This window comes from Filimonas effusa, assembly GCF_004118675.1.
Classification (GTDB): domain Bacteria; phylum Bacteroidota; class Bacteroidia; order Chitinophagales; family Chitinophagaceae; genus Filimonas; species Filimonas effusa.
This window is the reverse complement of record NZ_SDHZ01000001.1, coordinates 2829154-2848711: the sequence shown is the minus strand read 5'-3', so window position 1 is coordinate 2848711 and position 19558 is coordinate 2829154. Positions and strand designations below refer to the sequence as shown.

The following is a 19558-nucleotide window of genomic DNA, read 5'->3' as shown; positions in this document are numbered from 1 at the left end:
GTGCTATTAGAGAAAATACTTAAGAACCAGGGCGGCAATGGCATAAATACAGGTTGAAAGAAAAATGCCTCTTGCCGTATTATCCCTGCGTGTATTGATATAAATGGTAAAGATCGCTGCATTCGCCAACAGTGATACGCTTACGATACCTGTTATCAGTGTTTTTTGCGTGCCCAGTACGGTAAAGAAATCCCGTATGGTGAACAACGGATAAAACTTGAACAGGTAATAGATGAACATACCTATAATGGGTGCAATAAAGCCCATTATTATACCCATGGTAAGGTTGTTTCTGCGTAACATTATTTGGTGATTAGCGATTTTTCTAATTTTTCCTTCAACAGGTAATGTGTCAGATCAAATTGAACAGGCACTACGCTTACATAGTTATTAGCCAAAGCCCATACATCGGTATCCCTGCCTTTGTCGAAGTTTACAAACTCGCCTGTAAGCCAGTAATAGGTTTTATCATGCGGGTCTTTTCTTTCTGCAAACTCTTCCTCGTATTTGGCATAGGCCTGGCGGCATACTTTTAATCCTTTCAGTAATTCCACCGGGGTAGGAGGGATATTTACATTCAGGCAAAGATGCTTGTCTATTTTTTTGCCGAGGATCTGTTGAACAAGTAGCCGTGCATAATGCTGTGCTCCTGTAAAATCGGCCTCTACGCTATAATCCAGCAGGCTGAAACCTATACTGGGAATACTTTCTATCGCGGCTTCAAGCGCTGCCGACATGGTGCCGGAATAAATAACGTTAATAGAATGGTTGGCGCCGTGGTTCACACCGCTTAAACAGATATCGGGTTTACGGTGCAATACTTTGTCAACAGCCAGCTTCACGCAATCGACAGGAGTGCCGCTGCACTGCCATGCTTCTACATCGGTGAATACGCTGGAGCGTTGTAAACGCAGCGGATGCCCGATGGTAATAGCGTGTCCCATACCGCTCTGAGGTTTGTCCGGAGCAACTACTACTATCTTACCTAATCCCTTTACCGATTCAACCAGGGCTCTTATTCCAGGTGCTGTGATACCATCGTCATTGGTGATCAGAATAACCGGCTCTTCCTTCTTCGTCGTCTTTGCTTTTTTTGCTTTTGCCATAGATGCAGGCAAGATAGTTATTTTGAATGAGAGATGGTTGCAGCTACCATCCAAACAAGGGTACCGTAGCAGTACGGTAGGTTGGTAATACGAATAGCCGGTGGTAACTACCACCCTGGGGCAATAGCACCACAGCGCTGTTATTGTACCGGAGATAAAACACGCTTTTGGCAATAAAAGCAGCGGGTAATTTGCCTGTAAAAGCGATGTAGTGCCCAGCTGGGTTTAACCTGAACAGCAGGACAGTGCTATGTTTTTTTGGGAATAACTAAATTAGTTAGTATTTTAGTGTCAAAATTATTAGCTATGAGTCATGCCGGAAAGAATCTACGTTACCTGCGCAAGCTGCGTGGCTGGACACAGGAGGAATTTGCGAACAAGCTGAACATAAAGCGTTCCCTGGTAGGCGCCTACGAGGAGGAACGCGCTGAGCCACGGCTGGAAGTGCTGGAACACATCTGCGGCATCTTCAAGTTAAGTCTTGATGAATTATTACTGAAAGACCTTACAGGCGCTCCCAAAGCGGGCGGTGGCAGTTATCTCGATAAACGCCGGCAGTTGAAAACCGGGGGAGAGGCGCAGCATATTCACTTTGTTCCTGTAAAGGCGGCAGCCGGTTACCTGGCGGGTTATGCCGATCCTGAGTTTGTGGATGAGCTGAACACCTTTACCCTTCCTATGCTGGCTCCCGGCCATTACCGTGCCTTTGAGATCGTTGGTGACAGTATGCTGCCAACTCCGAGCGGAAGTGTTATTGTAGGTGAAAAAGTAGATGATATAGAGGATGTAAAGTCCAGCAATACCTATATCGTTATCTCCCGTAACGAGGGTATCGTTTATAAACGCATTTTGCGTAACAACAGGGTAAAGAATAAAATGACCCTGGTAAGTGATAACCCTATTTATGAGCCATACAACATCAATAGTGAAGATGTACTTGAAGTATGGAAAGCGCAGATGGTTATTACAAAGGCCAATATGCAGCAGCGCTGGGATGTAAACCAACTGGCAGGATTGGTAAACGACCTGCAGGAACAGGTGACCACCTTAAAGAAGAAGATCGTAAACTAGAGAACAGGCAATACCTATAATACCGGGAGCGCCGGGAAAATATTGAAGGGAACAGTGATCTAAGGGTTCGTTGTTTCTTCAAAAGGGGATGCATGTGGAAATGCGTGCTATTGATGGCAGTCTGGCATTAACGCCGGAAGGTATCTTGTTGGCCGCAACTATCATTCGTATAAATTAACGGCAGTTCTGAATGTATTGCAATGTGCTTCAACAATTGAACGTACATCGGGGGAGTATCCGCCGCCCATGGCAACTGTTACGGGGATGCCCTTTTGCCGGAGCAGGTGAAATACATAGTAGTCCCTTTCCCTGACGCCTTCCATGCTTACTTTCAGCTTGCCGAACTTATCGGTTGACAGGATGTCTACTCCTGATAAGAAAAAGGCGAAGTCTGGTTTTACCTTTTCTATCAGTGCAGGCAGGTGTTCCTGTAATAGAGATAAATAGGTGCTGGTGTCTGTGCCATCGGTTAACGGCACATCCAGGTCTGACTGTTCTTTATGAAAAGGGTAGTTATGCGCGCCATGCATGCTGAAAGTGAAGACCCTGGGTTCGTGGCGGAAAATGCTGGCAGTGCCGTTGCCCTGGTGTACATCGAGGTCTATGACCAGGATCTGTTTGGCTTTGCCATTGTGCAGCAGGTAATTGGCTGCTATTGCCATATCGTTCAATAAACAAAACCCTTCGCCACGGCCGGCAAAAGCATGATGGGTGCCGCCGGCGACATTTAAAGCTACCCCCTGCCGGAAAGCATATTCACAGCAATCAATAGTTCCCTGGGCAATTACCAGTTCCCGCTGTGTAAGCAGCGGCGATTGTATAAATCCTATTTTGCGCTGTTCCGAAGCGCTTAGTGTTTGATGCAGCAGCTTATCAACATAATCCTTATCGTGGGTCCATAAAACCTGTTCAAGTGCGCATACTTCAGGCCGGAACAGGTGTTGGGAGGTGATAGTTCCCTCATGCAATAATTGTCCCGGGATCAGCTCATATTTCGACATCGGAAAACGATGTCCTTCCGGAATGGGGTGAATGTAGATGGGATCAAATGCAATTCTTATCATAATTGTACAGGGCTGAAGACTACAGTGCGATGACCGACTGGTTCACAATTGCGAATACAGTATCCTCTTTCTCCGGCTGTAATAATGCCAGGCCGGTAAAATGGCTAAACGCAGGCAGGATCGCTACTGCATCGCCGAAATAATAACAGGGAAATTGCAATGACTGCTTACCCATACCACTAAGGCGGATACCCGGATGCACATGCCCTGAAAAAGTATAATGACTGCCCGGCGCACAATCTGAAGGATCGTGTGTAAAGCAGAAACCTTCTGTTACATAGCTACGATGATGGGTGATAATGCCTGCACGGTGATACCAGCTGTCCGGCAAAATATCATGGTTCCCCTTTACCAGCCTGAAGTCAATGGAAGACCAGCTGCTGCGCCAATCGAGGAAAAGATCCATTTCCTTGTTTTCCCTGCTATGAAAAAGATCACCTACGATGATCACTTCCTTTGGGCTATAGAATTCCAGTAAATGCACCAGGCGTTGCAGATCGTGATGTAATACTGTTTGAGGAATGGCAATACCTGCTTTCCTGAAATGCCCTGTTTTACCAAGGTGAAGATCGGAAAGGATAATCGCCTGTTTCTCTTCCCAATAGACAGATCGCTCCGAAGAAAGCCAGAAATTATTACCTGAAATAGAATGCTGTGCCGTTGAAAACATAAGCTGTAAAGATACAGTTTATTTGCCGCAGCACTGAACCAGGAATATATCCGGAGCGCTCACGGGGCCGTTGCCGGGCTTCAAATGTGGAAAGGTGTTGGGCATGTTTTGCATGATATAGCCTGCCCTTGTACTTTATTGGCTACAGCACTGAACCAGGAATAAGTCCGGAGAGTTGTCGTACCCGTTTCCGAATCTCATTCGTACAACCGGGTTGGGGATACTATCCAGCATTATTTTGTCGGTGATATAGCCAAACCAGTTATTGAAATCTTTCTTATGATAAGTATTCAGGGATAACGGTTTATTCATGCGTGTTGTGTTAGGTTGTCATCGCTCGAGTTGTTCCTGCATTTTCCGTACGCGATCTTCGAGTTGTTCCGACGACATATTTTCTCTCAGGCTATCTACTTTAATGGGGAAACAAAACGGAGTAAGCCGGTCGGGTACAGTAATCACGATCTTACTATGCTGAATACGTTCCAATGCTGCGCGTAAACGTGCTTCTTCCATCTGCTGGTCGAGCACTTCCTGGTAAGCCTGCCTTAGTAAGATATTATCCGGGTCATAGTCTGCAAAGACCTTGAACAGCAGAGAGGCGGATGATTGCAGGTGCCGTGCTTTTTTGTGTTCGCCGGGGTAGCCCTGGAATACAAGTCCCCCGATGACGGCAACATCCCTGAACTTCCGCTTGGCCATTTCTGTGGCATTGGCGCTGCGTTGAATGTCGTTGATGAGGTTATCGGAAGAAAACAGGTCCAGCACATTGGTGTCGTCGATAGGTATGGGCTGGTCGCTGAGTAACTCGAAGCCATAGTCGTTCATGGCTATCGAAAAAGTAATGGGCATAGTATTGCTGATGCGGTAAGCCAGCAAGGTGGCCATAGCTTCATGTACGAGGCGTCCTTCGAAAGGGTATACAAAAACATGATAGCCATCTTTCGTAGCGATATGTTCAATCAGCAGTTCATTGGATTGCGGTATGTGTGACAACTGTTCCTGCAGTTCAAATAAAGGCAGCAGGATCTTTAATTCGGGCTCTTTTGCTTTTTTGCTGAGCGCCACGTTAAACGTTTGCCGCAGCATCATACCCAGGTTTGCGGAAAGTGGCATACGGCCGCCGTTCCAGCTGGGCACGATGCTTTTTGAGGCGGTAGATTTTTTGACGATCACCGTCATATCCTTGATCTGTACCAATGCGAGGTTTCTGCCGGCCAGTGTAAAACTATCTCCCGGCGAAAGGCGGCTGATGAAATATTCTTCAATCAGTCCTATATAGCCGCCGCTCATGAATTTTACTTTCAGCATGGCATCGCTTACGATGGTGCCTATCTGCATACGGTGATGCATGGCTATACGCCTGTTGAGGATACGGTAGATGCCGTTTACGGGTTCTACCTTCCTGTATTCATCGTATTGCGTGAGGGCGGCGCCTCCTGTTGTGATATGCGTAAGCGCCCGCCGCCAGTCGTCTTCCGTGATCTCGGAATAACACCAGGTAGACTTTACTTCTTCATAGAGTTGCTGCGAAACAAATCCTTCTCCTATCGCCAGGGTACACATATATTGCACCAGTACATCGAAGCACAAGGCCATTGGCTCGCGGCTTTCGATGAGTTCTTCTTTGATGGCCTGTTTGATAGCGGCGGCTTCCACCAGCTCGAGGGAGTGGGTAGGAACAAAGTAGATCTTACTGATCTGTCCGGGCTGGTGACCGCTTCTGCCGGCGCGTTGCAGGAAGCGGGCTACGCCTTTTGGAGAACCCACCTGGATGACGGTATCTACCGGCCGGAAGTCGACCCCCAGGTCGAGGCTGGCGGTACATACCACCACTTTCAGGGTTTCGGTATGCAGGGCCTCTTCTACCCAAATGCGTAATTCCTGTTCAATACTGCCGTGGTGTAGTGCAATGGCTCCTGCCAGTTCCGGCGCTATGGTGAGTAAGGTTTGATACCATCGTTCGCTCATGCCGCGGGTATTGATGAACAGCAGTGTTGTTTTGCTTTGTTCTATTACCGGCAGCAGCTTATGCGCGAGCTTGATGCCCAGGTGGCCTGCCCAGGGATATTTTTCTATTTCGTCGGGTAAGATGGATTCTACGTGTATAGGTTTTGAAAGCCGGGCTTTTACAATAACGCCCGTTTTCTTCAGTGGCGCCATCAGTACTTCCTTTGCCTGCTCAAGGTTGCCTATGGTTGCGCTGATGCCCCATACCGACAGGCTATTCGTTTGTGGAGGTGTATTTTCTGCTCCTGGTGCGTTGGTGTTATTGTGGCTGGGTGCAGCAGCTTTTTTCTTTGGGTTTGTTGCCGGAACATCTATTGCGGCGTCAGGGGGGGCAGGGGCTGTTGTATGCCGAAGGTTGATGAGACGTGACAGCGCCAGTTCCATTTGCACGCCTCTTTTACTGCCGAGCAGTTCGTGCCATTCATCAACGGCAATTACACGGAGTGTTTTAAAGACCTCAGTATAATCGCGCTGTGCCAGCATGAGGTGTAAGCTTTCGGGTGTAATGATGAGCACTTCCGGCACATTACGTTTTTGGCGCTGGCGTTCAGACGTAGCGGTATCGCCGTTGCGGATGCCTACCTGCCAGCTTAATCCTGTTTCCGCAATCACTTCTTCCATGGCCCGCCCGATATCCTTGGCCAGTGCGCGTAATGGCGTTATCCATAACAACTGTAATCCGTTCTTTTTCCTGGAACGGTAAGTTGCCGGATAGGTGTTCATGAATTGTATCACAGCTCCCAGGAATACGGAAAAAGTTTTGCCGAACCCGGTAGGTGCATTCACCAGGCCGCTTTCGCCGGCATGAATATGTTTCCAGGTTTCTTCCTGGAAGGCAAAGGCCTTATAACCTTTATCCTTCAACCATTCGGAAATGATATGGTATCCTTTGGTGTCCGCCAGTTTTGTCATTCGTTATCAAAATTAAACCAATTGGGTTCATACGCATGCATTACAATCAGCCTCTCCTGTTAACTTACCGTAATTGTTGCAGGTCTTAAATCCATTATGTTCTTCTTGTCATCACTTTCCATAAGTGTGGCCTGTCACATATCCCCAATTTACTGCCCTCCGGGCGTTACCCATTTTACCATCAGCTCTCTATGACCTATTCTCCAGCATCTTTTTCAGGTCTTCCAGCGTGTTAATTTCATCGGCTTTTTTATCCTTCCGCCACCTGCTGATGCGTGGAAAGCGCAGTGCTACGCCGCTTTTATGACGGTTGCTTGCTGCGATGCCTTCAAATGCGATCTCGAACACCAGCTCTGGCTTTACTGTGCGTACGGGGCCAAACTTTTCGAGGGAGTTTCGTTTTACGAAGGCATCGACCTCGTTGAACTCTTTGTCGGTTAAACCGGAGTACGCTTTGGTAAAGCTTACCAGTTTGTCGCCGTCCTTTACGGCGAAGGTATAGTCGGTATAGAGGTTACTGCGTCTGCCATGGCCTTTCTGGGCGTAGATCATCACTGCGTCTATTGTCAGTGGCTGGATCTTCCATTTCCACCAGTCGCCTACTTTTCGTCCCACCTGGTAGCTGGCTGATCTTCTTTTCAGCATAAGTCCTTCTGCAAGCTGTGATCTTGATTGTTCGCGGATCTCTGCCAATTGCGACCAGTTGACAAAAGGAATGACGGGTGATAACTGCAGTGCGGGATGGTTGGCTGCTGTTACAATCTGCTCCAGCAAGGGCCGGCGTATATCGAGCGGTTGTTCTCTTATGTCTGCGCCTTCGTGTTCCAGCAGGTCGTAGGCATAAAAGGCAATGGGTGATTCGGATAGGTTTTTTTTAGTGATGTTTTTACGTCCTATGCGGGTTTGCAGGATTGCAAAGGGCATAGGTTTGCCGTTGATGCTTGGAATGATCTCACCGTCGAGTGCCACGCCATCGGGCAGTAAGGAAAGCAGGCTATGGTATTCGGGGAATTTCTCTGTCATCAGTTCTTCGCCCCTGCTCCATACGAAGAGTTCGTTATTGCGTTTAATGATCTGGCCGCGGATGCCATCCCATTTCCATTCGGCCTGCCATTCTCCGGGGTCGCCGAGCTGTTGCGGGTCCTGGTCCAATGCATAAGCTAAATAGAAGGGGTAGGGGCGTGAGAAATCTACCGGTGCTTCCTGTTCGAGCAGTAATTCCTGGAATTTAGTAGTTGCGGGGTCCCAGTTGCCGCTGATTCGGTGAGCGATAACGGATGCGGAGAGCGCGATCTTTTTGGCCAGTGCGTTCACCATCATCTTTTGTGAAACGCCAATGCGGAAGCCGCCGGTAAGCAGTTTATTGAATACAAACCGTTCTTCCCTGTTCATGTGTTGCCAGTGGTGGACAACAAATGCTTTCTTGATAGCTTCGTCCTGTTTCTCCAGTGTTATCAACTGTTCGAGATAATAGGAGAGACTATAGCTTTCCGTAGCGCTGGCAACAGGCGGGGGGAGTAGTAAGGCAATGGTTTCTGCAAGATCGCCTACGGTATGATAACATTCTTCGAATAGCCAGGCGGGTGTACCTGATAATTCGTTACTCCATTGCTGCAGTAAAGTGGTGCTGGCTATCCGCCGCGGGCGGCGGCCGCTGAATAAGGCGATTACCCAAACCTTATCGTTGTCTTCCGCGGTTACGAAATATTGGGCAAGTGCATCGAGCTTGTCGTTGGTACCGGTAGCTGTGCCCAATGCCTGCACCAGTGCAGCAAAGCCGTTGAACCCGTGAAGATATTGATCTGGCAGTAGTGTTGTCATAGGCTGTTATGGTTAGATTCATCTTCCTCATCAATTGCGTTCCCGGTGTGCTCCCCTGTTCCGGTTGAAGCTTCGCTTTTTGCGGCAGGCGTTTCTTGTGAAGAGGCTTCTGTTCCGGGGATGGTTTCCTTTTCTGCGGCGACGTCGTCAATGCTGTCATCTTCTGTGCCGTATTCGGTTTTTACTTCGGCGCTCCAGGTGCCGGCTTCGTTCAGGTAACGGCTGAGGGCTGCCTGGAAGCCGTGTGTTACGTATACCTTTTCGGCGCCTGTGGCTTTGATGGCATATAACAAGCCGTTCCAGTCGGCGTGATCGCTAAGTGCGAAACCTGCGTCGGCATTACGGCGGCGGACATTTCCTCTTACCTGCATCCAGCCGCTGCACATGCCAATGCTGTAGGGCGACATCTTTCGCATCCAGAAGGAGCCTTCTGCGCTGGGCGGCGCCAGCACGATGCTTCCTTTTAGCTGTGCTCTTGGCGTATCGGGTGTAATACGTTCTATGGCCGGCAGTTTTATGCCTGTTGTAAGTATTGCCTGGTGCATGTTATAGATGGCGCCATGCGCGTAAACGGGCAGCTCCAGCGGCGCTACCGCCTGCAGCAGGCGCTGGGCCTTTCCCAGGCTATAACCAATGAGCATGCTGGTTACCAGTTGCTCCCGGTTGCGCATTACCCATTCTCTTATCTGGCTGTATATTGTTTCCTGCGGTTGCCAATTATAAATGGGCAACCCAAATGTAGATTCGGTAACGAAATGATGACAGGGCACCGGTACAAAGGCCCCGCTCAAGCCATCATCTTCTGTTTTGTAGTCGCCGCTTATTACCCATACTTCTCCTTTATATTCTACCCTTACCTGCGAAGCGCCTATGATATGTCCGGCGGGATGCAGGGATACTTTCACACCGTTAATGCTGATGGCCTGGTTCCATTCCAGCGCCTGGAAAGACAGGTCGCCCAGGCGGGCGCTCAATAAAGGCAGGCTATAGGTATGACAGAGATAATGTTTGCTGCCCCAGCGTGCGTGATCGCTATGGGCATGGGTAATAACGGCTTTATCGACAGGCCGCCAGGGATCGATATAGAAATCGCCGGCAGCGCAGTAAAGACCTTTATCAGTAAATGTGATAAGCATGTGTTTTCCTGATGACAGATGTTTCAATCAGCGCCTGCAATCCTTTGTTGGCCTGCAATTGCGTTCCGGCAGCCGTCCGCTACAGAAAACAGAAGAGAGAACGGCTGCTGTAGTTACAACAGCCTTCTTATGTTTTAGTTCACGCTTTTCACTACACCGCCCTGTACTTTAACGAAATACAGTTTTTTGTTTTCGAGGTAATCGGGAACGAAGGAGGTGTTGGTGAGGCGAACCGGCTCGAACCGGAAGCTGTTGGCTATCTTATAACCTGAGTCGGAAACGTTATTGATGAAGTTGGCGCGGTATTGCAGCATGAGGCGTGAGAAGTGATACATGCTTTCAAAACCTTTGAACACCATATCGCTGGGGCGTCCCATGTATTTTGAGCGATATTGTTTGACAATGGAGCTGCCTGTTTTATCGGTGCGTGAAAAGTTATAGGGAGTGGAATATACGATCTCAATGTTCTTTGAAGCGGCACCGGTAATTTCTTTCAGGCCGTCCCATGTGGGCATGCCTATGGCCACTGTTCTATAGGAAGGAGCTGCGTTCAACGTGCGTACGATACTGCTGCCGAATGCTTCGTTCACACTGCCGCAGATGATAATGTTCTGGCGGGTGGAATCCATAAAAGGCAAGAGGTTGTCTTCCGTGAAATTGTCGGTAAGTGTGATCACCTTATAGTTGAGCTTACCGGCCAACGCATCCTGTGCAGCAAAATAGCTTTTGATCTTTGTTTCCAGCGGTCCCGGCTTTGTTACAAACAGCAGCTTGGCTGCGGTGCCGGCATAATTCTTTTGTGTGTAGCTGTGCAGTGCTTCGACATGTGTTTTGAGGGTGGAATTCACCATCATGAAGAATGGGTTGGCGTTGAGGCCTGCATCGTTGGGATAAGTGGCGGATATTACCGGTATGTTTTTCCTGAAAGAAAATTCCGATAGCAGCTTTTGTTCTGCTGTGTTGTTGAAAGAGGCTACAATAAGAGAGAAGTTCAGGTATTCCATGCCGCTAAGCATACCCGGAATGGTTTGTCCCAGTTTCTTGGTATCGTACACCCATACTTCAATGGGCATGTTTTCGTTCTGTAAAGAATCGACGGCCAGCATGACGCCATTGTAGAAGTCCAATCCCGGTAGAATGTATTTGGGGATGCTGCTGCTGCCCAGTTTGTAAGTAAATCCGTTAAAGGCAGAGTCGAGATAAAGCGGCGCCAATACTGCCACGCGCATGGGTTTACCGGAAGTTTCCTGCTGGGCAGTAGCCGAAAGCACACTGCACAGCAGGAAAGCTGAAGCAACCAGTAATCTTGTTCCAGGGTTCATATACTATTATTGTTATGCGAACCGATCAAAATTGATGCCTATTCCCACTCAATAGTAGCGGGTGGTTTGGAACTGATATCATATACCACCCTATTGATCCCTTTCACATTATTGATGATCTCGTTCGAGATTTTTGCCAGCAATTCGTAAGGCAGATGGCTCCAGTCGGCTGTCATACCATCTACAGAAGTAACGGCCCTGAGGCATATTACGTTCTCGTAAGTTCTTTCGTCGCCCATTACGCCTACCGATTGAACCGGTAAGAAGATAGCGCCGGCCTGCCATACCTTATCGTACCATCCTGAAGCCTTCAGGTTATTGATATAAATGGCATCTGCCTCCTGCAAGATAGCAACTTTTTCAGGTGTGATATCCCCTAGAATACGGATCGCCAATCCGGGTCCGGGGAAGGGGTGACGTCCGATGAGGCTATCGTTGATGCCAAGCGTTTTACCTACTCTGCGTACCTCGTCTTTAAACAGGGTATTCAGTGGTTCTACTACTTTCAGCTTCATAAAATCGGGCAATCCGCCTACGTTATGATGCGATTTGATGGTAGCAGAAGGACCTTTTACGGAAACCGACTCGATGACATCGGGGTAAATGGTGCCTTGTCCCAGCCATTTCACGTCCTGTACTTCATGTGCGGCGTCGTCGAACACCTCGATGAATACGCGGCCGATGGTCTTGCGCTTTTTCTCGGGGTCGCTGATGCCTGCGAGCTGGCCCAGGAAGCGGTCTTTGGCGTTGATGCCTTTTACGTTCAGTCCCATATGTTTATAGGAGTCGAGCACCTGTTCGAACTCCTCTTTACGCAGCAGTCCGTTATCAACGAAGATGCAATGCAGGTTTTTACCTATTGCCTGGTGTAATAATACCGCAGCAACGGAAGAGTCGACACCTCCGGAGAGGCCCAGTACCACTTTATCGTTGCCCAGCTTTTCGCGGAGTGCGGCGATGGTGGTTTCGATGAAGGCATCGGGTGTCCAGTCCTGTTTGCAGCCGCAGATATCGACGAGGAAGTTTTGCAGCAGTTGTTTGCCGTCGATGCTATGTGTAACCTCGGGGTGAAACTGGATACAGTAGGTTTTGGAGTCGCGTACGTGGTAAGCGGCTACCTTTACTGTATCGGTGCTGGCTATGATGTCGAAATTATCCGGAATACGGGCGATGGTATCGCCATGGGACATCCAGACCTGTGAATCTTTGCCAATGCCTTTGAGCAGGGGAGATTGTGCATTGATTTCCTGCAGATTTGCGCGTCCGTATTCGCGGATGGTAGAGGGAACCACTTCGCCGCCGGAGTGTTGTGCAATATATTGTGCACCATAGCAAACACCCAGCAGTGGAAATTTGTTATGAAACAGCGACAGGTTGATTTGGGGGGCATCTGTTTGCCTTACGGAATAGGGGCTTCCCGAAAAAATCACTCCTTTGACGGTATCGTCAAAAACAGGCAGATGATTGAAGGGATGGATTTCGCAGTAAACGCTGAGTTCTCTGACTCTCCGGGCTATAAGTTGTGTGTATTGAGACCCGAAGTCAAGAATGATGATCTTTTCTTGCATTTGCAAAAGTAAGATTTATAATTATTTGTACATAAAAATGAGTTTTTTCATTATTTTGAATTTGATTTCTGATAATAAAAGGGAAAAATGGAAAACACGTACCGTATTCTGCTCGCTGAGGACGAACCCAAGTTGAGTCAGGTTGTCCAGGATGAGCTAAACCGGCAGGGTTACCAGACCGATGTGGCATATGACGGCGCGATCGCCGAAAAACTGTTCAAACAGCATAGTTATTCGCTGGTGCTGCTTGATATTAATTTGCCCTATAAGAACGGTTTGGCTTTGTGTAAGGAGTTCAGGGAGCATAACCAGAATGTTCCGATCATCATGCTCACGGCATTGGGTGAGATCCAGGATAAGATCGACGCTTTTAACCTGGGAGCAGATGATTACATTGTAAAACCGTTTCATTTCGATGAGCTGTTTGCGCGTATCAAAGTCTTCCTGAAGCGGGCGGAATCTGCCAATGAGCCGGGAGAAAAGATAGTGGTAGCGGACATGGAAATTGACATGGAAAACAAGATGGTGACCCGATCGGGTAAAAGCATCAGCCTCACTGCAAAGGAATTTGCCCTGCTGGTATTACTTGCCCGTAATAAAGGCAAGGTGATATCGAAACAGGATATTCTGGAGAAAGTGTGGGACCTGAGCTTTGATACGGGTACCAATACTATTGAAGTATACATTAGTTTTCTGCGCAATAAGATTGACAAGCCATTTGAAGACAAACTGATTCATACCAAACCCGGGTTTGGGTATTATGTGAGAGAGACGCCTTTGTCATGAACCTGAAAATAAAGTTTGTACTAATACTAGCACTGCTCGTATCCATTATCCTGTTGCTCGAAGCCTTTCATTTACTAACGTGGATAGTAATAGTAGGCGGAGCGCTGCTGATAGTGATAGGGGCTTATATGTTTGTGCGCCAGGTAACGCAACCACTGAAACGTTTAAATGAACAGATAAAGCGCATTAGCGCCAGCAACCTGAAGGAGCGGGTGACGCTTGATACCGGCAGTAATGAGCTGCAGCAGATCGCTGCCAGCTTCAATGCGATGCTTGAGCGCCTTCAGAAGGGGTTTGAGGTACAGAACAGCTTTGTACATCATGCCTCCCATGAGTTAAGGACGCCGCTGGCCAATATGCTGGCGCAAACTGAGGTAGCGCTTAAACGCGACCTCAGCAGTTTGGAAGCCCGCCAGGTGCTTCAATCGCTCCGCGAAGAACAGCAGGAGCTGATAGAGCTGACCAATTCGCTGTTACTGCTTACTCAATATGAAAAGATCAGCTCTTCTTCGGGCTGGCCCCAGGTACGGCTTGATCAGCTCCTGTACGACACTATCGATCTTGTAAAAGGCATTTATCCTGATATCAGATGGTCCGTGTCCTTTTCCGATATGCCCGAGCATGAGCTGGCGCTTTCGGTAAAGGGTAATGACGCGTTGTTGCGTTCGGCCTGCAAGAACCTGATCAAGAATGCCTACCAGTATTCTACAAACAAAAACGTTACTATCACACTTGAGACCGGTCCTGATACCGTTTCGATTGTCATCGATAACGAGGGGCCTGTGTTAAGCGCTTCGGAGCAGGACCGGCTGTTCATACCTTTTTTCCGTGGCGCCAATGCCATGGGTACCAAGGGCTTTGGCCTGGGGTTGCTTATCGTTAGCCGGATCGTTCAGCTTCACAATGGTAAAATCATTTATTCTACGCCCAGGACGGGGCTTAACCGGTTTACGGTGGTATTCGGGCGATAGATGGAAGAGGGATGTATAAAAACACAAAAAACCTCACCGAACCACTGGTCCCGTGAGGCACTAATATTTTACCAGCAAGCGGTTAGTTTTCAATTACTTAAGAGACAGGATCTGTTTGGGTATTGCTACCATAGACAGGATCTCATCCGGGATCTTTACGGGGAATAAAAAAACCAACCAGTTAATTAACCGGTTGGTATACCGTATAAAGATGTAAGATTGAACTATGCTTTTGCTGCCAGAGCAGTTTTCTTGGCGAGCTTACTTTTCAGGTTGGCTGCCTTGTTCTTATGAATAACACCGCGTTTAGCCAGTTTGTCAATCATAGACACTACAGAAGGCAATTGCTCGTCATATGCTTTCTCTTCTTTCAAAGCTTTCAGACCACGAACTGCATTACGGGTTGTTTTACCATAATAACGGTTCCTGTCCCTGCGCTTTGCGGCCTGGCGCACATCTTTCTTTGTAGCTGAATGGTTTGCCATTTAATATTTCTTTTTTCGGACGGCGAAGGTAGGCAAAAAACTGAAAAGTCAAAAAGAAAATCGCAAAAAAATAAAAACCTGCCCAAACATTACGTTAAAGTAGCTGTTATTAAATGTATTTTATACGCTTATACGGTTATTTTTTTAGTTTTTACTATTTGGTTTTGACTTACTCCCGATATTTGCAGTCAATTCTTTCAAAACATATAATATCTTTCAAAACTTAGGACAAATCAGCTTGGCATGAAAGACTTTTCATATATAACGAATTCGCATCCAGCTTTTATTGAGCGTTTATACCAGGAATATACAGAGAATCCAACCAGTGTCGATCCCGAATTTAAGAAGTTTTTTGAAGGTTTCGATTTCGCGATAGGTCAGGTAAATGGCAATGGAAAGGCCTCCGGCGGTTCTGTTGATTCAAGCCAGCTGGCAAAGGAATTCTCGGTATACCAGTTAATTCAGGCCTATCGTAAAAAGGGGCACCTGGTAGCAAAAACCAACCCTATCAGGCCACGTAAAGACCGCAGGGCTAATCTAGAATTATCTTATTTCGGTTTATCTGACGCTGATCTGAACAGCAGTTTTGAAGCGGGTAAGTTCATAGGACTGGGCAAAACCATTTTGAAGGCCATCATCGACAAGCTGGTTAAATGTTATACCAGTTCGGTAGGTGTGGAGTACAGTGCGCTTAACGCTATGGAGCGTATTGAATGGCTGGCCCAGGCTGTGGAAGAGCGTATGCTTAAGCAGGTGCCGCTTGAACAAAAGCGTGGTATTCTTGAAAAGCTTAACCAGGGGGTGATCTTCGAAAAGTTCCTTCATACCAAATATATAGGCCAGAAACGCTTTTCACTTGAAGGCGGCGAAAGCCTTATACCGGCAATGGACGCCATCATCAACCAGGCTGGCGCCAATGGCGTGAAGGAAGTGGTGATAGGTATGGCGCACCGTGGGCGTTTAAATGTGCTTGCGAATATTCTCGGTAAAACTTATGAGCAGATCTTCAGCGAGTTTGAGGGGATTATTCCTGCCGACAGGACCTGGGGCAGCGGCGACGTTAAATACCACCTGGGTTTCAGCAGTGAGCATGAGTCGCCTGCAGGTCATAAACTGAACCTACAGCTTTGTCCCAATCCATCCCATCTTGAGGTTGTTAATCCTATTGTTACGGGCTTTGCGCGTTCGAAGGCGAATGTATTATACAATGCAGAATACGATAAAACCCTTCCTATATTAATACATGGTGATGCTGCTTTGGCGGGCCAGGGTATTGTATATGAGATTGCCCAGATGAGTGAACTGGAAGGGTACAATGTAGGTGGTACGCTGCATATTGTTGTAAACAACCAGATTGGTTTTACGACAGACTTTGATGATGCGCGCAGCTCGGACTATTGTACTGCTGTTGCCTCCATTACGCAGGCTCCCGTGTTTCATGTAAACGGCGACGATATTGAAGCTGTTGTAAAAGCTGTGGAGATTGCTGCGGATTACCGTCAGCGTTTTAAAGCTGATATCTATATCGATATACTTTGTTACAGGCGTCATGGTCATAACGAGGGTGATGAACCTAAGTTTACGCAGCCGAGCCTTTATGCACTGATCGAGAAACATCCGAATCCAAGGGAAGTATATACGCAGTACCTGGCGCAGAATGGCGAACCTGAAGCCAAAGACATGGCCAAGGATATGGAGAAGAAATTCTGGGCCGATCTGCAGGAGCGTTTAGATGAAGTACGTCAGAAGCCCATTCCTTATACTTTACAGGAGCCTGAATTGTGGTGGCGCGAATTGCGCCGTTCGAATGAGGGCGACTTTGATGCTTCGCCGGTTACGGCCATCAAAGAAGAGGCGTTCAAACGTTTATTCGACGGCCTGATGAAGTGGCCTGCAGATTTCAGTCCGCTTAAGAAAGTGGACAAACTGCTGCAGGACAAGATCAAATTATTTGAAGCGGAGAAGAAGGTTGACTGGGCTACTGCGGAGCTGCTTGCGTACAGCAGTATACTGGTAGAGGGCAAGGATGTGCGGCTGAGCGGTGAAGACGTGAAGCGGGGTACTTTTTCTCACAGGCATGCCGTGTTATTCGATGAATCGACCAATAAACAATACAACCGTTTGAACCACTTCCAGGAGAAGCAGGGTAAGTTCCGTGTATTCAACTCTTTACTGAGTGAATATGGGGTAATGGGCTTTGATTACGGTTATGCGATGGCGAACCCCAATGCGCTTGTTATTTGGGAGGCGCAGTATGGTGATTTCGTGAATGGTGCACAAATGGTGATTGATCAGTATATTACAAGTGCGGAACAGAAATGGGGTACTATGAATGGTATGGTATTGTTATTACCGCATGGTTATGAAGGCGGTGGGCCTGATCACTCCAGTGCCCGCCTGGAGCGTTTCCTGCAAAGCAGTGCCGAGCAGAATATGGTTGTCACCAATATTACTACGGCAGCCAACTTTTTCCATGCGCTGCGCCGTCAGCTTGCATGGCCTTTCCGTAAGCCAATGGTGAATATGTCGCCGAAGGCCAATCTTCGTCATGCAGGCAGCTATAGTGCTGTTGAAGAGTTTACCAACGGAGGGTTTAAAGAGGTGATAGACGATCCTGCTGCTACCAATGCAGGGCTTGTGAAGAAAGTGTTGTTCTGTTCCGGTAAGATCTATTTTGAGCTTGCGGAGAAAAAGCAAAAAGAAAACAGGGAAGATATTGCGATCGTTCGATTGGAGCAGATCTATCCTTTACCGGTGAAACAGCTGGAGGAGCTGTATCAGAAATATAACCGGGCTGTATGGTTCTGGGTTCAGGAAGAGCCGCTGAATATGGGTGCGGCGTCGTTCCTGCAAATGAACCTGAAGACCATCAACTATGGTGTTATCAGCCGCAATGCCAGCGCTTCTACCGCTACCGGTTTTGCGAAAGTGCATGCTGCCGAGCAGGCCGATATCCTGGATACAGCATTTAGTATTTAATTTACCGTACCGAAGAATATACTAACATAATAGAATGTTATGATCGAAATTAAAGTACCAACAGTAGGAGAGTCAATTAATGAAGTAACACTGTTGAAATGGACCAAAAAGGATGGAGATTACGTTGAGCGCGATGAGGTGATAGCAGAACTGGAAAGCGAAAAAGCCACCTTTGAAGTAAATGCCGAGCAGGCAGGCGTTTTAAAAACCGTAGCCCAAGAAGGTGATACTCTTGAAATTGGTTCTGTACTGGCCAACATTGATGAATCGGCTGCCAAGCCAGCCGGTGATACTGCCGGTGAAGCCAAGCCTGCAGCGGCACCCAAAGAAGCAGCTCCTGCCGCCGAAGCGGAGGCTCCTGCTGCTACCGAAGCCAAAGCCGTAGGTAAAGGCACTATAGAAATGAAGGTGCCTACCGTAGGTGAATCTATCAGCGAGGTAACCATCCTGAAATGGGTGAAGAAAGAGGGTGACCTGGTTAAGCGTGACGAGGTGATCGCTGAGCTGGAAAGTGAGAAAGCTACTTTTGAGCTCAATGCTGAAGAAGCGGGCCAGCTTCATCCGCAAGCCAATGAAGGTGATGTGATCAGGATTGGTGATGTTATTGCAAAGATCGATACCGATATAGCTGTTCCTGATGTGGCTCCTGCCGCTGCGAAAGCTGCGCCTGCTGCTGCTAAGGAAGCGCCTGTGCAGGCCTCCCAGGCGCCTGTAGCAGCCGTTTCGAACGATATTAAAGCAAGTCCGGTTGCTTCGGCTATCATCGCCGACAAAAAAGTAGATCCTTCGCAGATCACACCTTCCGGCGCCAATGGCAAGATCATGAAGCTTGATGTACTGGAAGCGCTTGCTCACCCAGGCAAAAAAGCATTTGGCGGACAGGAGCTCAACAGCCGCAACAAGCGCATCGAAAAAATGAGCAACCTGCGTAAAACCATCAGCCGCAGGCTGGTGGAATCGAAGAATACCACGGCCATGCTTACCACGTTTAACGAGGTAGACATGACCCGTATCATGGAGGTGCGTAAACAATATAAAGACAAGTTCAAAGAATCGCATGGTGTAAACCTGGGTTTCATGAGCTTCTTCTCCAAAGCCTGTGCGGTAGCGCTTGGCGAATGGCCTGCCGTTAATGCCTACATCGACGGCGACCAACTGGTTTACCATGATTATGCCGATATCAGCATTGCGGTAAGTACGCCACGTGGTTTAACGGTGCCTGTTATGCGTAATGTGGAAAGCATGAGCATGGCCGATATAGAGAAGAAAGTGGTGGAACTTGCCGGCAAAGCAAGAGATAACAAATTAACGATGGAAGAGCTCCAGGGCGGTACATTCACCATCACCAATGGTGGTGTATTCGGAAGCCTGCTGAGCACACCCATCATCAACCTGCCGCAAAGCGCCATCCTGGGGATGCACAAGATCCAGGAGCGTCCGATGGCTATCAACGGACAGGTGGTGGTTCGTCCCATGATGTATATTGCTTTAAGCTACGATCACCGTATCATCGACGGGCGTGAGAGTGTAAGCTTCCTGGTACGTGTGAAAGAATTGCTTGAAAATCCTGAACTGCTACTGTTTGGAAAAGACCCTGTAAAGACGTTACTGGATCTTTAATAAATTACATGAAGATTAAGAATAATTAATATTGTAGAAA

The 19558-nt window shown here is 47.9% G+C and carries 16 protein-coding genes; 5 read left to right on the top strand and 11 right to left on the bottom strand.

Annotated features, from left to right (window positions below; translation table 11 throughout):
* Positions 1 to 6 precede the first annotated feature (6 nt).
* Positions 7 to 303, bottom strand: coding sequence for a hypothetical protein (locus ESB13_RS10755; RefSeq protein ID WP_129002980.1), 297 nt, complete (start codon positions 301 to 303; stop codon positions 7 to 9).
* On the bottom strand, positions 303 to 1106 hold the full coding sequence (surE, locus tag ESB13_RS10750; protein ID WP_129002979.1) for a 5'/3'-nucleotidase SurE: 804 nt from the start codon (positions 1104 to 1106) through the stop codon (positions 303 to 305). Before surE ends, ESB13_RS10755 begins: the two co-directional genes overlap by 1 nt.
* A 306-nt stretch (positions 1107 to 1412) precedes the next feature.
* Between surE and ESB13_RS10745 the strand changes: the two genes are divergently transcribed.
* Entirely contained in the window at positions 1413 to 2177 is a 765-nt protein-coding gene (locus tag ESB13_RS10745) for an XRE family transcriptional regulator (RefSeq protein WP_129002978.1), read from the top strand.
* Positions 2178 to 2338: 161 nt separating this feature from the next.
* On the opposite strand, the gene ESB13_RS10740 is transcribed toward ESB13_RS10745, so the two are convergent.
* The 8 genes from ESB13_RS10740 to guaA form a co-directional block, all read right to left on the bottom strand.
* Positions 2339 to 3241: a histone deacetylase family protein gene (locus tag ESB13_RS10740; RefSeq protein ID WP_129002977.1), complete on the bottom strand. Its 903-nt coding sequence runs from the start codon at positions 3239 to 3241 to the stop codon at positions 2339 to 2341.
* A gap of 19 nt (positions 3242 to 3260) precedes the next feature.
* Positions 3261 to 3911, bottom strand: coding sequence for a ligase-associated DNA damage response endonuclease PdeM (gene pdeM / locus ESB13_RS10735; RefSeq protein ID WP_129002976.1), 651 nt, complete (start codon positions 3909 to 3911; stop codon positions 3261 to 3263).
* Positions 3912 to 4046: 135 nt separating this feature from the next.
* Complete coding sequence (locus ESB13_RS23780; RefSeq protein ID WP_164974167.1) at positions 4047 to 4223, bottom strand: hypothetical protein; 177 nt, start codon at positions 4221 to 4223, stop codon at positions 4047 to 4049.
* 18 nt (positions 4224 to 4241) lie between these two features.
* On the bottom strand, positions 4242 to 6830 hold the full coding sequence (locus ESB13_RS10730) for a ligase-associated DNA damage response DEXH box helicase (protein WP_129002975.1): 2589 nt from the start codon (positions 6828 to 6830) through the stop codon (positions 4242 to 4244).
* Positions 6831 to 7019: 189 nt separating this feature from the next.
* Complete coding sequence (locus ESB13_RS10725; RefSeq protein WP_129002974.1) at positions 7020 to 8651, bottom strand: ATP-dependent DNA ligase; 1632 nt, start codon at positions 8649 to 8651, stop codon at positions 7020 to 7022.
* Positions 8648 to 9787, bottom strand: a complete 1140-nt coding sequence (locus tag ESB13_RS10720; RefSeq protein WP_129002973.1) for a ligase-associated DNA damage response exonuclease — start codon at positions 9785 to 9787, stop codon at positions 8648 to 8650. Before ESB13_RS10720 ends, ESB13_RS10725 begins: the two co-directional genes overlap by 4 nt.
* A gap of 134 nt (positions 9788 to 9921) precedes the next feature.
* Complete coding sequence (locus ESB13_RS10715) at positions 9922 to 11109, bottom strand: type 1 periplasmic-binding domain-containing protein (RefSeq protein WP_129002972.1); 1188 nt, start codon at positions 11107 to 11109, stop codon at positions 9922 to 9924.
* A 38-nt stretch (positions 11110 to 11147) separates the two neighbouring features.
* Complete coding sequence (guaA, locus tag ESB13_RS10710; protein ID WP_129002971.1) at positions 11148 to 12677, bottom strand: glutamine-hydrolyzing GMP synthase; 1530 nt, start codon at positions 12675 to 12677, stop codon at positions 11148 to 11150.
* 87 nt (positions 12678 to 12764) lie between these two features.
* Here guaA and ESB13_RS10705 point away from each other — a divergent pair, with 87 nt between their 5' ends.
* A complete protein-coding gene (locus ESB13_RS10705; protein ID WP_129002970.1) occupies positions 12765 to 13463 on the top strand; it encodes a response regulator transcription factor in 699 nt (232 codons plus the stop codon).
* A complete protein-coding gene (locus ESB13_RS10700; protein WP_129002969.1) occupies positions 13460 to 14434 on the top strand; it encodes an ATP-binding protein in 975 nt (324 codons plus the stop codon). Before ESB13_RS10705 ends, ESB13_RS10700 begins: the two co-directional genes overlap by 4 nt.
* A gap of 224 nt (positions 14435 to 14658) precedes the next feature.
* On the opposite strand, the gene rpsT is transcribed toward ESB13_RS10700, so the two are convergent.
* Complete coding sequence (gene rpsT / locus ESB13_RS10695) at positions 14659 to 14919, bottom strand: 30S ribosomal protein S20 (RefSeq protein WP_129002968.1); 261 nt, start codon at positions 14917 to 14919, stop codon at positions 14659 to 14661.
* Positions 14920 to 15162: 243 nt separating this feature from the next.
* Between rpsT and ESB13_RS10690 the strand changes: the two genes are divergently transcribed.
* A complete protein-coding gene (locus tag ESB13_RS10690; RefSeq protein WP_129002967.1) occupies positions 15163 to 17898 on the top strand; it encodes a 2-oxoglutarate dehydrogenase E1 component in 2736 nt (911 codons plus the stop codon).
* Between the two features lie 39 nt (positions 17899 to 17937).
* Positions 17938 to 19518 carry a 2-oxoglutarate dehydrogenase complex dihydrolipoyllysine-residue succinyltransferase gene (gene odhB, locus ESB13_RS10685; protein WP_129002966.1) on the top strand — a complete coding sequence of 527 codons (1581 nt, stop codon included), beginning with the start codon at positions 17938 to 17940 and terminating at the stop codon, positions 19516 to 19518.
* Positions 19519 to 19558: the final 40 nt, after the last annotated feature.